The organism is Rhizobium croatiense, from assembly GCF_019793465.1.
GTDB lineage: Bacteria > Pseudomonadota > Alphaproteobacteria > Rhizobiales > Rhizobiaceae > Rhizobium > Rhizobium croatiense.
In genome coordinates, this window is record NZ_JAILYJ010000006.1 from 41039 (window position 1) to 53595 (window position 12557).

Genomic DNA, 12557 nt, shown 5'->3' on the forward strand with positions numbered 1-12557 from the left:
GGATATGGCAAGCAGCGCGAACCTTGGACAGCAGCTCGAAACCTATGTAAACGAACTCGTAAAATCGGGACGATATAATTCTCGCAGCGAAGTTCTGCGCGAAGGCATTCGACTTGTCGAGGAACGGGAAAAACGGCTGATGGCGCTCGATCTAGCAATCGGCCAGGGAATCGCCGACGCGGAGGCTGGCCGCCTCAAGCCCATTGGTGATGTCGCCGCCCGCCTTACTGCAAAATATGAAAGCCGTTCGTGATCGTCTTCATTACCGCTCGGGCGGAGACGGATCTTGAGCGTATCGCCGATTATATCGCAATGGATAATCCGCAGCGGGCAGTGAGTTTCATCCATGAACTAGTGGACCGATGTGAACATCTGGCGGACACGCCGAACGGTTTTTCGTTAGTTCCACGCTACGAACACATCCGCCGCCGTCCTTACGGCAACTACCTGATCTTCTATCGAGTCGGCGAGGATCGGATCGAAATTTTGCATATCCTGAACGGTGCTCAGGATTTCGAGAGCATCCTGTTTCCTCGAAAGGATCAGTAGCTCGTACGCCCCGGCTGCTGGTCGTCTTTGCCGAGCCATTGCCGGATCTTTTCTTCTAGCAGCTCGGGGCTGATCGGCTTCGACATGTAGTCGTCCATACCGGCGTCGAGGCAAGCCTCCCGGTCGCTTTCGAGCGCATGGGCGGTGACGCCGATGATCGGCACACGCTGGTCCTGCCCCTTTTCCCTTTCGCGGATCGTCCGGGTCGCCTCATGGCCGTTCATGACGGGCATCGAGACATCCATCATGATGATGCGCGGCGTGTGGCTCTCCCAGGCCGCGACTGCCTCCTGCCCGTTATTGACAACAAGGAAGGAAAGCCCCGTTCCCTGCAGGATCTGGGTGAAGACGATCTGGTTGACCTCGTTGTCTTCGGCGACGAGCACGTCGACGAATTCAGCCGCCCGCTTCTGCGGCGCAGGCACCGGTGCCGGCCCGGCCGTTTCGGCCTGCAACCGGGTGATTTCGGCCTGCGAAGCCTGCTTCACGCGCCGGGCGCGAACCACCTCGACGACGGTGTTACGCAGCACGTTGGCGCGCGCCGGCTTCATCAGATGCGCCTGGCCGTTCAGCGCCGCGAACTCCTTTTCCGTGCCTGAGATATCCATTGACGTCAGGAAAATGATCGGCAGCTCGACAAAGCGGGGATCGGCGCGCAGCCGGCGGGCGACATTGGCGCCGTTCATGTCGGGCATGTGATAGTCGAGTATGACGGCATCGACGGTAACACCGAGATCAGCCGCCGCCTCCAGGATCGCAAGGCCGGTGCCGCCGCCTTCGGCAGCAACGCCGTCGAAGCCCCAGAGCGAAAGCTGCTCGGTGAGGATGCGCCGGTTGACCTCATTGTCGTCGATGACGAGGATGCGCGCGCCCTGCACGTTGATCGGCAGCGGCTTCGGCTCGAGGTGGGCGGCCGCCACCGCAAAGGGCAGTTTGACGGTGAAGACCGAGCCCTTGCCCCATTGGCTCTCGACCTTGATATATCCGCCAAAGAGGTCGACGAGCCCGGCCGTGATCGCAAGTCCGAGCCCTGTTCCTTCATGCCGCCGGGTCGAGGAGGCGTCGACCTGCGAGAACTTGTCGAACACCGATTCCAGCTTTTCCTGAGGAATACCGATACCCGTATCTTCGATCCGGATATTCGTCATGATCTCGCCGCCGGCGACGCTCTCGAATCCGACATCGACGAAGACATGGCCACGCTCGGTGAACTTGACGGCATTGCCGACGAGATTGGTGACGATCTGGCGGAAGCGGCCGGCATCGCCGATCACGGCGGCGGGCAGATCGGGTGCGGCCCGCACCAGCAGCTCGATGTTCTTCTCGGCGGCATGCGAGGAGAGAAGCGTCGCCACATCCTCTACCGCTTCGGTGATATCGAACGCCGCCTTGCGCAGCGTCATCTGTCCGGCATCGATCTTCGAGAAATCGAGAATGTCGTTGATGATCGTCAGCAGCGCATTGCCCGACTTGACGATGATGTCGATGAAGGTTTTCTGGCGCGTATCGAGATTGGTTTTGGCCAGCAGCTCCGCCATGCCGAGCACGCCGTTCATCGGCGTGCGGATCTCATGGCTCATATTGGCGAGGAATTCGGATTTGGCGCGGTCGGCGGCTTCAGCGCGCGACAGCAGCTCGCGCAATTCCTCCTCACGGCTCTTGAGCTCGGTGACATCGGTAAACAGCGCCACCCAATGCTGCCCCGTGCTGATCGTTGCATCCATATTCACCCAGCGCTCGCCGGCGACATGGAAGACGGTTGAGATCGGTTGCCTTGCCGCGATATTGGCGCGCCAACCCTCCAGGATTTCGGCCGCCGCATCGTGAAAATCGCCGCGCGCCGCGCAGAATTCGAACATGCCGAGCCAGCCCTGGCCGGCCGCGATATAATGCGGCGGGATCTGCAGGATATCGGCCATCGCCTCGTTGGACATCTTGATGATCCCGTCCTGGACGATGGCAAGCCCTTGCGACATGGCGTGCGTCGCATCGCGCATCATTTCGCCGACCCGCTCGAGCGCGGCGCGGGTCTCGTGAATTTCCTTCTCCCGCTCGCGCACCGCCGAAATATCGGCATAGGTCAGCAGGATGCGGTCGTTGGAAATGCGCCGGCTGTCGAAGATGACGGATTTGCCGCCCGCCCAGCCGACCTCGATCGGCTCCGGCTCCTCGGCTTCGAACAAGTGCTTGCGAAAGGCATAGAGCTCTTCCGGCGTTCGCGTCCCGTCGTAACGCCCGAGCTCGTAGTTCCGGCGAATGACATCGATGAAGGGGCGCCCGTCGAAACGATCCTCGCGCGGCAGCTCCCAGATGCTGTAGAATTCGTCGTTGACGTAGAGAATCCGATGGTCGTTATCGAGGATCAGCACGCCGATCGGCAGCGAACGCAGGATGCTCTCGATATCCCGATGCAGCACTTCTTCCTGTTTGCGCGAGGCGATCAGCGCCTTCTCGCGCTCCTTGAGCGGCGAGATGTCGGAAAAGGAGCCGACGACATAGGTTCGCCCATCCGCCGTGATGACGCGGTTGACGCGAGAGATGACGGGATAGACGTGGCCGCCCTTGCTCGGCATCTCGCTCTCGAGCTCCACCGAAATGCCATCCCTGAGCGCCAGCAGGTTTTCCTGGTAGATCGGCTCAGCACCTTCCGGCCCGAACATCTCGTGTTCGGTCATTCCCAGATACTCGGAGCGGGTGCCGCCGCTGAAGGTCTCGTAATATTTGTTAGCATAGATCAGGCGATGCTTGTCATCACGTACGAAGACGGCAACCGGCAGATCTTCCAGCACAGTGCGCAGCGCGTCGAGTTCGCTGACGCTGTCACCCCAGGCCGAATCGCCGGCGGGCGCAGGACGTGCGCCCTTGCGATGAGCGGCGTTGACAACCAGCGGGCGGCCGTCTGCGGCGAAAATGCCGATCGGTTGATCGAGCTTTTCCAGTGCCTCACGCACCTGGGCAAGATCGGCGGCCGAGGCAGGGTCGCTTGCTATCCCGTTATCGTTTACAGTCTGAGGGCTGCCGCCGATCCCCTTGTTGCCAACGGCGCGGCGCTCGCGGGCTTCGAAGATCCCGAGCACATAGATCCGCTCCGGCGACGGCGAGAAACTTTCGATCTGGATGCGCTCATGGTTGAGGCTCGCCGCGTCGAAGCAGATGGCGTTTTCCTCGGTGCCGAATACCAGCGCGCGACGTTCCTTGTCCTCACGTTCCTCCTCTTCGGGACGGTCGAAGAGTTCGCGGCTGCGCCTGCCGATGAAATCGGAAATCTCGCGGCCGAAGAAACGGGCATAGGCCTCGTTGACGGCGACATAACGCAGCTCGCTATTCTTGACATAGGCCGGGGTATCCAGATCAGCGATCCGGCGGCAAGCCAACTCCAATATGTCCCCGGCTGATTTCAAGAAATTGACGCTCCCGCAATAAGTGAAATATCAACGACAAAGACTATAACGCCAAGGCTTTTAACAAGGTTTTAACCATATATTTCAGCAGCGGATTTTTAGGGCCGCTTCACCGAGCCGAACATCCCCAGATTAACCGCCCGGGTGGCACGAGACTGAAAGGACCGGGGCGCAGTCGGCATTCTGCCGCCTTGAACAACGAGCTGCCATGTCACGGGCCGTTGAAATCATGACGAAAATTTAATGCGGCAAGCGCTTGCGCAGCCATCGCGCCGCCGCGATCGGGGCGGAGTCTGAACACGGCTTTATCGAAGCCAGTCTAGATAAGGAAGTTAACATGTCCGTTCTTCATAAGACCATGGCGACGGGCCTGATCGCGCTGACCCTTGCCGGCGCCTCGCTCGCCACCGCCACCACCGCCGATGCCCGTCCACGCGATGCCTTCTGGGGCGGCCTTGCCGCCGGCGTCGTCGGCGGCGCGCTGCTGTCCGAGGCCACCCGCCCCGCCTACCCCGTTTATCCGGCTTATCCCGTCTATCGACCTTACCCCATCTACCGGAGCTATTACCGGCCGTCCTATTGCCATATCGAATGGCGGCACGATCGCTGGGGCGAGCCTTATCGCGTCAAGGTCTGCCGAGAATAGGGCAAACCACACCCGGCGCCGCTTGAGCTCCCGGCGGCGCCGGCCACAACGCGCTGATCTGGCGGGCTTTCGCCCGCCAGATCGATTGCTTGCACCGGAGCTGCATCCGTTACGGAGAAAGCTCCTCCAGAACGCGGCCCTTGGTTTCCACGGCAAAGAACATCGTCACGATCGCCCCGACGATCAGAATGGCTGCGAAACTCGCGAAGACATATTGGATGCCCAGGGAAGACATCAGCGTGCCGACGATGATCGGGCCGGTCGATGAACCCAGGCGAAGCCAGGCGCTGCCGGTTCCTGTTCCGAGCGCCCTGAGGCGCGTCGGGTAGATTTCCGCCGAATAGAGATAGAGCGAAAAGGTGACTGTCTGGACGATGGCATAGGCAAGCCCGCCAAGGATCAGAACCTGTATGGCGGAGGTTGCGCCGAGCCATGCGAGCGCCAGAAGCGGCAGGGGAGCGAGAAGCAGCGCGCCGGTGTACCAGCGCTTGCGCCCCACCTTGTCGATGAGCAGCGCGCAGATGACGGCGGCGATCACGCCTCCGAGCGAGGTCAGGAATCCATAAAAGATGCTCGTTTGCAGCGGAAGGTTGAAGACCTGCCGATAGAGCGTCGGTAGCCATGTAATCGTACCGTTGGCGACCGTATAGGCGGTGAACCACATGGCCCAGATGGTGAGCGTTCGCTTCAGGTAAATTCCCTGGAAGAGCTCCCGCCAGTCGGATGTACGGCGGACCGGCGCCTGGACGCGCTTCGGCTCAGGCAGCTCCTTGCCGGTTGCGCGAGCACTCTCTTCCATGCGGGTGACGATCGCGTCGGCTTCCTCGTAGCGACCGTTTGCGGCCAGCCAGCGCGGCGACTCCTTCAGGAACCAGCGCAACGGGATCATCAGGATTGCGGGAACGAGGCCGACGACGAACATCGCCTTCCAGCCGTAGACCGGCACCATGAAGTAGCCGATCAGCCCGGCGCCGACCAGGCCGAGCAGGAACATGACCTCGTAGAGAAGGAAGAATTTGCCGCGCCCCTTCGATCCGATCAGCTCATTGATATAGGCGCTTGCGACAGGCACCTCACCGCCCGTGCCGATTCCCTGGACGAACCGGAAGGCCATCATCATTCCGGCGCCGGCGGCAAACAGGCAGGCGACATCCATGCTGACGAAGAGCAGGATGGTGAACAGAAGAACCTTCAACCGGCCGATCTTCTCGGCGAGCCAGCCGAACAGGACGGCGCCGATCAATTGGCCGAGATAGCCCATCGACAGGATCATGCCGGTCTGTGCAGGGCTGAGCCCCCACTCGCGCACCAGCACGGGCATGGCATAAGCGATGGCGATCACCGTATAGCCGTCGAAAAAAGTGGCTGCGCCGATGATATTGCGCGCCCAGAAGACCTCGCGGGTGATGGGAAGACGCTCCAGGCGAGCGCTGATTTCGGCCTGTTGATCAGCGGCATTCGCCGCCTCGGCCGGCATAGGCTGCATGACATTCATTGGTTCCTCCTTCTCGCCCCGTGGCTACCACTCTCCCGGCCAGGGGCGCTCCTGTTCGATGTTTATTGCTACGTGTCAGCTTGTCCTGTCAGTGCAATGGGCTTCAAAGGGAAATGCCATCTTCGGCAAAGGCTGCTTTCCACGGCTTCCTCCCTCCCATCGGAATGACGCTCCCGCGGCATGCGCAGGAGCGTCGGATGCATCACTCGGCAGCCAGGAGCTGGTCGACTCGGCCGATACCGGCGGCGTCGAAGGCGGCAAAAATTTCCGCTTCGGCTTTTTCGCCAAGGCTCTTCAGCGGCTCGCGGATGGTCGCATGATCAAGCACGCCGCGATGCACGAGACCGAGTTTGAGCGCCACGGTGCCCTCCATATGGGAGCCGCGATGATAGACGGCCCGAGTCACCGGCAGAAGGCGTTCGAAAATCTTCCGGGCTTCTGGATAGTTCTGCGCCTTGCCTGCCTTGATCAAGTCGATCAGCAGTTCCGGCGCGATATTGCCATAGCCGACCAGCAAGCCGTCGACGTCGAACATGGTCGGCAGCAGCCATTCGTCGTGGCAGCTCAGAACCTGAAGATTGGGGTTGGCCTTCTTCAGTTCCGGAATCTCGACGTACCAGCGCTTCATGTTGCGCACGCCGTTCTTGGTGGCGACGACACCTTCCTGCGTGGCGATCGCCAGCTGCGTGTCGAGATCATAAGATGCCTTGGTGGCGTCAGGATATTGGAACAGGATGCACTGCAGGCCGGATTCCTGCCAGATCGCCTTGTAGCGATCCTGGGGAGCGCCCTTCTGAAAGCCGAAGCGCAGCCAGCCATGGTTCGGATAGACAAGCGCGCCGGTGGCGCCGGCGGCCTTGCACTTTTTCGCCTCTTCGGCAGCTACCTTGGTACCTTCGCCGGTGATCCCGGCAATGATCGGCACGGCCCCGTCGACCGCCTCGACATAGGTGCGGATAAGAGCGAGGCGCTCCTCCTCGGTGAGGAAAGTGCCCTCACCGGCATGGCCGAGAATAACGAGGCTTTTAACGCCTTCCATCGAAACCAGCCATTTGGCGATCTTTGCGTTGGCCTTGTGGTCGACTTCGCCGTCGCGAGTGAAGGCGGTAACGGGCGCCGGGCTCAGCCCGCGCAGATCCATCGGTTGCATCTTGATCTCCTCCTTTGCGATCGCTGCTCATCCACGATCAGCGACGGGATCGTTAGTGGGAACGTTCCCAATATCGTTCTCGAATTCTCTGGAGTCAATTCTTTTTTTGGTGCATGTTCGCGAACGGCGCCCGACTGCCGCGACTCGAATGGAAAAGCTTCAATGAATTCAAAGTTGGACGAAATGCCCGGTCAAAGCCGCGTCACCATTCTTGACGTGGCTGCCGCAGCCGGCGTTTCCAAATCCACCGTATCCCGCATCCTGGACGAGCGGCTTCCCCGCTCCGACAGCGATACCGCCCGCCGCGTTCGCAAGGTGGCGGAAGAGCTTGGCTACGTCAGGGACGTTTCGGCAGCGAGCCTCAGGCGTGGCAACACCATGACGGTCGGCGTGATCGTGCCGAGGCTGACGGATACGGTCATGGCTATGCTTTACGAAGCGCTCGCCAAAGCCTGCAGTCGTACGGGCCGCTTCGCTATTGTCGCCACCACCGACGACAAGCCGAAGGCCGACCGCCTTGCCGCCGAGTCCCTGCTGAGACGCGGCGTCGATGGACTGATCCTTTCCACGGCGCGGGAAGATGACGACTTTCCGGACGAGCTGGCGAGACGCGGTGTTCCCTATGTGCTGGCGCTGCGAACCGACGGCCACAGCCTTTCCTCCGTTGGCGATGACAGGCTGGGCGGCTACCTCGCCGCGCGCCACCTGCTCGACCTCGGCCATCGCAGGATCGGCGTCATTGCCGGCCCGTCCTATGCCTCCAGTTCGCGAGGCCGCGTGGAGGGTTTCAGCCAAGCACTGAACGAAGCGGGACTGACTGTGGATCTCTCCTGCATCATCCCCTCGACATTCGGCATCGAGTCCGGCGCCGTCGCCGTTGAGACGCTGATGAACCTTAGCCCTCGCCCCACCGCTATTTTTGCCGTCAACGACAATACCGCCATCGGCGCCTTGTCGGGGTTGACCAAACTTGGCCTTTCCGTACCGCAGGATATATCGATCGTCGGTTACAATGACATTCCGATCGTCAGCCACCTTCCTACGCCGCTCACGACGTTGCGCGTCCCGTTCGAGCAGATCGCTGCAAATGCCCTTGATCTCCTTGCGGGTGATGGCGGTTCCGTCGACGATCGCATCCGGATTTCGGCTCCGACACTCATTCCCAGGAAATCAACAGCGCCGCTGCGCTGAAAGATCGCGAGAGGATCAGCATGCCGGAACCACTCAAGAACCTGCTGCATGCGGCGCTGGTCGGCGATATGGCCGACCGCATCGCCGCCAATGCGCCGGCCTTCGACGAGCAGCGTTTCATGCGGTTGGCGACCGATGGGCTCGATTCGCTGGAACTGATGGAACGTTCGGCGCTGATCCGCGACGCGCTGTTTGCCACCCTTCCCGACGATTTTATTGAAGCAGCCGCCATCCTGAAGGCGAGCTTGCCTACATTAGCCAGGCCAGGACTGTCCGGCTGGATGCTGCTGCCGGTCAACCAGTTCATCGCCGCGCGCGGCCCCGATCATTTCGAGCTTGGCCTCGATCTCCTCAAGGCGCTGACGCCGCATTTCACCGCCGAATTCGGTATCCGTCCCTTCATCCATCGCGACCAGCAGCGCGCGCTTGCCATCATCTCCGGCTGGCTCGATGATCCCGACCAGCATGTGCGCCGGCTGGCTAGCGAGGGAACGCGGCCGCGTCTACCCTGGGCCATGCGCCTGCCGCAGCTCGTCAAGGATCCCGCGCCGATCCTGCCGATCCTGACCGCGCTGATGGACGATCCGGAAGATTATGTCCGCCGCTCCGTCGCCAACAGCCTGAACGATATCGCAAAGGATCATCCGGATATGGTCGCCGCCTTCATCGCCGGCCATATCCAGGGCGCCTCCAGCGAACGCCGCCGGCTGCTGAAACATGCCTCGCGCACGCTCTTGAAGAAGGGCCATGCTCAGGCGCTCGCCAATTTCGGCTTCGGCGCATCCGCTTCGCTCGAATGCGAACTCCGCCTGGTCAACGGCGAGGTAATGTTCGGTGAAGGGCTGGATTTCGTAATCCGGGTGACCAATGCCGGTAAGGCCGCGCAATCGGTCATGATCGACTACGCTATCCACCATGTGAAGGCTGACGGCTCGCTGTCCCCGAAGGTCTTCAAGTGCAAGTCGATCATGCTTGCGCCCGGGCAGAGCCAGGCGATCGAGCGCCGCCACGCCATGCGGCCGATCACCACGCGACGCTATTATCCCGGGCAACACCGCATCGCCATCCTCGTCAATGGCGCGGAAAGCGCGTCGGAAAGCTTCATCCTGAAAATGCCGTCGCCCGATCCGAGCTAAGGCTTTTTGTGCACCGCACTTGACTTTCCACGCGAATTAGCCCAAATGCGGCTCAGCTTTCACCCTTCCGGCCGCCGCGTGAGCGTGCCCCTGCTAAAAAATACGAAACGCAGGAAGAAGGGACAAAAGCGCATTTCGATAGAGGCCGCACTCTCCCATTAGCGGCCAGAAGCGCTGGAAAGCTTTTTCCAACTCACAAGTTCCCACTTCACGCGGGGTTCTTGACGCCAGAATGAAACCGGATCGCATGGTGCGTTCCGGACATAGTCGTTGTGGCGCCCCGAAAGGTTATGCCTTGACTAATTTTGAATCGCTTGGCGTCTCCAAGCCGATCGTCGCCACCTTGTTCCAGCTCGGCATCGAAACGCCGACGCCGATCCAGGAACAGGCCATCCCCCTCCTCCTCCAGGGCCGAGACCTGATCGGGCTTGCCCAGACAGGCACCGGCAAGACCGCCGCCTTCGGCCTGCCGCTTATCGAAAAGCTGCTTGCCGACGAGCGTCGACCCGACAACCGCACGACGCGGACGTTGATCCTGGCGCCGACCCGCGAGCTGGTGAACCAGATCGCCGACAACCTGAAGAAATTCATCCGCAAATCGCCGCTGCGCATCAATGTCGTCGTCGGCGGCGTCTCGATCAACAAGCAGCAGCTTCAGCTGGAAAAAGGCACCGATGTTCTGGTCGCCACGCCCGGCCGCCTGCTTGATCTCGTCAATCGCCGCGCCATCACCCTGACCACGGTGCGCTATCTCGTGCTTGATGAAGCCGACCAGATGCTCGACCTCGGCTTCGTGCACGATCTGCGCAAGATCGCCAAGCTGGTGCCGAAGAAGCGCCAGACCATGCTGTTTTCGGCCACCATGCCGAAGGCGATCGCCGATCTCGCCGGCGAATATCTCGTCGATCCCGTCAAGGTCGAAGTCACGCCTCCGGGCAAGGCCGCCGACAAGGTCGAGCAGTATGTCCATTTCGTCGCCGGCAAGAACGACAAGACGGAACTGCTGCGCAAGTCGCTGACCGAAAATCCCGACGGCCGCGCCATCGTCTTCCTGCGCACCAAGCACGGTGCCGAGAAGCTGATGAAGCACCTCGACAATATCGGCTATTCCGTCGCCTCGATCCACGGCAACAAGAGCCAGGGCCAGCGCGAGCGGGCGCTGAAGGCCTTCCGTGACGGCAGCATCAAGACGCTGATCGCCACCGACGTTGCCGCCCGCGGCATCGATATTCCTGCCGTCAGCCACGTCTACAACTACGACCTGCCGGAGGTGCCCGACGCCTATGTCCATCGCATCGGCCGCACGGCGCGCGCCGGCCGCGACGGCATCGCCATTGCCTTCTGTGCTCCCGACGAAGCCAAGCTGCTGCGTGATATCGAGCGCCTGATGGGCATCGACATAGCAGTCGCAAGCGGCGAACCGCCGGCCAATATCAACAGTAGCGGCCCCCGCCGCGGCAACGGCAATGGCAACAACCGCAACCGCGGTGGCGGCCATGGTCGCGAAGGTCAAGGTCGCGAAGGCCAGGGTCGCGGCGAAGGCCGTGGCGATGCCAACCGCTCGGAGCATCGCGGCAGCCGCCAGGAACGCCGCCCGCGTCCCGAGCGTACAGGCCGCAACGAGGACTTCCGCGGCCAGCGCCGCGGTGAAGCGGCCCCGAACCTCGGCCCCGACAATGATCTGGTCTCGACCTCCGACTTCCGCCCCTCGGCAAAGCCGCAGCGTCCCGCACATCAAGGCGCCCACGCCAATGGCGAGCCGAGCGGTCATCACCGCGGCAATAACCGCCACGCCCACGGCCGCCCGGCCCGCAAGCACGGCGAAGACCGCGGTCAGCATCAGGCCCAGGGCGGCGAACCACGCCGCGAGGGCAATGACGGCAACCGCCGCGGCGGCTCCGGCTCCCGCAATGGCGGCCAGCGCCGCGAACGCGCCTGATCAGCGACCGATTGAAAAGTGCAAAGGCCGGGCAAACCCGGCCTTTTGCTATTTATGCTTCCACCGGCTTGCGTTCGACCGCCTTGCGGTTGGTCAGATAGACGCCGGCGACCACGATCACTGTGCCGAGAATCAACGGCACGGTCAGCGGTTCCCCGAAGGCGATGAAGGCTTCGAACGCGACGGCTGGCGGCATCAGATAGATCAGCGAGGCGGCGCGGGAGACCTGCCCCCGGCGGATCAGATAGAGCAGCAGCCCGACGCCACCCATCGACAGGCCGAAGACCGACCAGATCAGCGCGGCAAAGGCCTGCGCGGTGCCGTCGAATTGCTGATGCTCGAAGATCAGCGAAAGCGGCAGGGTGAGAATCAATGCCCCGACATATTGCAGCGTGGCGATCGACCTGAGATCGCCGGATTGCAAGTGCTTCTTCTGGTAGAGCGTGCCGTAGGTGACGGCCCCCATGGCGATAAGGTTGATCGCCAGCGGCAGCGCATGCGTGAGATCGGCGGTCGCCGGATCGAGGAGTTTCGGCGAAATGGCAATGGCAATGCCGATGAAGCCGAAGACAAGGCCGAGTTTCTGCGTCTGCTGCAACCGCTCGCCGACGAGAAACGGAGCCGCCATCGCCGTCAATAACGGCTGCAGCGCCGCGATGATGCCCGATATGCCGGCCGGCACGCCATTGGCAATCGCCCACCACAGGCCGGCGAGATAAAAGCCGTGCAGGAAGAAACCGGAATAAACGGCCCGCAGCGCCGTCAACCGGCTTTTCGGCCATTGCGCCCCGGTCGCCAGGCAAAAGGCGAGGAACGCCAAGGCCGACAGCGCGTAACGTATCGAAAGGAAGGTGAAAGGCTCCGAATGCAGCGCCGCATATTTCGCCACCACCCAGCCCGTGGACCAGAGCAGGACGAAAACGGCGGGGGCGAAGCGGTCAAGGGACATGGGGCTGCTCAGCGGAAAAGAGTTCGCCATGCTGATAGCTCCAGCCGAAGGCCGCGGTCAAAGGCGAAGCGTTGATGCTTATTTGAAATTTCGTTGATGGT

The 12557-nt window shown here is 61.7% G+C and carries 10 protein-coding genes; 6 read left to right on the plus strand and 4 right to left on the minus strand.

From position 1 onward, the window contains the following. Positions 1-4 precede the first annotated feature (4 nt). Both K6M89_RS11465 and K6M89_RS11470 read left to right on the plus strand, forming a co-directional pair. Positions 5-253 (plus strand): type II toxin-antitoxin system ParD family antitoxin, encoded by a 249-nt coding sequence (locus K6M89_RS11465; RefSeq protein WP_222139516.1) that lies wholly within the window; start codon positions 5-7, stop codon positions 251-253. After that, positions 250-549 carry a type II toxin-antitoxin system RelE/ParE family toxin gene (locus K6M89_RS11470; RefSeq protein WP_222139517.1) on the plus strand — a complete coding sequence of 100 codons (300 nt, stop codon included), beginning with the start codon at positions 250-252 and terminating at the stop codon, positions 547-549. The genes K6M89_RS11465 and K6M89_RS11470 overlap by 4 nt, the downstream gene beginning before the upstream one ends. On the opposite strand, the gene K6M89_RS11475 is transcribed toward K6M89_RS11470, so the two are convergent. After that, entirely contained in the window at positions 543-3950 is a 3408-nt protein-coding gene (locus K6M89_RS11475) for a response regulator (protein WP_222139518.1), read from the minus strand. The genes K6M89_RS11470 and K6M89_RS11475 overlap by 7 nt on opposite strands. 337 nt (positions 3951-4287) lie before the next feature. On the opposite strand from K6M89_RS11475, the gene K6M89_RS11480 reads away from it, so the two are divergent. Further along, positions 4288-4596 (plus strand): hypothetical protein, encoded by a 309-nt coding sequence (locus K6M89_RS11480; protein WP_222139519.1) that lies wholly within the window; start codon positions 4288-4290, stop codon positions 4594-4596. Between the two features lie 109 nt (positions 4597-4705). On the opposite strand, the gene K6M89_RS11485 is transcribed toward K6M89_RS11480, so the two are convergent. Together K6M89_RS11485 and K6M89_RS11490 are read right to left on the minus strand one after the other, a co-directional pair. Continuing rightward, entirely contained in the window at positions 4706-6091 is a 1386-nt protein-coding gene (locus K6M89_RS11485) for an MFS transporter (protein WP_097578411.1), read from the minus strand. Between the two features lie 202 nt (positions 6092-6293). Continuing rightward, the gene (locus tag K6M89_RS11490; RefSeq protein ID WP_222139520.1) at positions 6294-7241 is read right to left on the minus strand and encodes a dihydrodipicolinate synthase family protein; all 948 of its coding nucleotides are present in this window, start codon (positions 7239-7241) and stop codon (positions 6294-6296) included. A 162-nt stretch (positions 7242-7403) separates the two neighbouring features. Here K6M89_RS11490 and K6M89_RS11495 point away from each other — a divergent pair, with 162 nt between their 5' ends. From K6M89_RS11495 to K6M89_RS11505, 3 genes are all read left to right on the plus strand, one after another. Beyond that, positions 7404-8432 (plus strand): LacI family DNA-binding transcriptional regulator, encoded by a 1029-nt coding sequence (locus K6M89_RS11495; protein ID WP_097578409.1) that lies wholly within the window; start codon positions 7404-7406, stop codon positions 8430-8432. Positions 8433-8452: 20 nt separating this feature from the next. Next, positions 8453-9568, plus strand: a complete 1116-nt coding sequence (locus K6M89_RS11500) for a DNA alkylation repair protein (protein ID WP_222139521.1) — start codon at positions 8453-8455, stop codon at positions 9566-9568. A gap of 247 nt (positions 9569-9815) precedes the next feature. Beyond that, positions 9816-11507, plus strand: a complete 1692-nt coding sequence (locus tag K6M89_RS11505) for a DEAD/DEAH box helicase (RefSeq protein ID WP_222139522.1) — start codon at positions 9816-9818, stop codon at positions 11505-11507. Positions 11508-11559: 52 nt separating this feature from the next. Here the strand turns inward: K6M89_RS11505 and K6M89_RS11510 are convergent, their stop codons facing one another. Beyond that, positions 11560-12456, minus strand: coding sequence for a DMT family transporter (locus tag K6M89_RS11510; RefSeq protein ID WP_222139523.1), 897 nt, complete (start codon positions 12454-12456; stop codon positions 11560-11562). Positions 12457-12557: the final 101 nt, after the last annotated feature.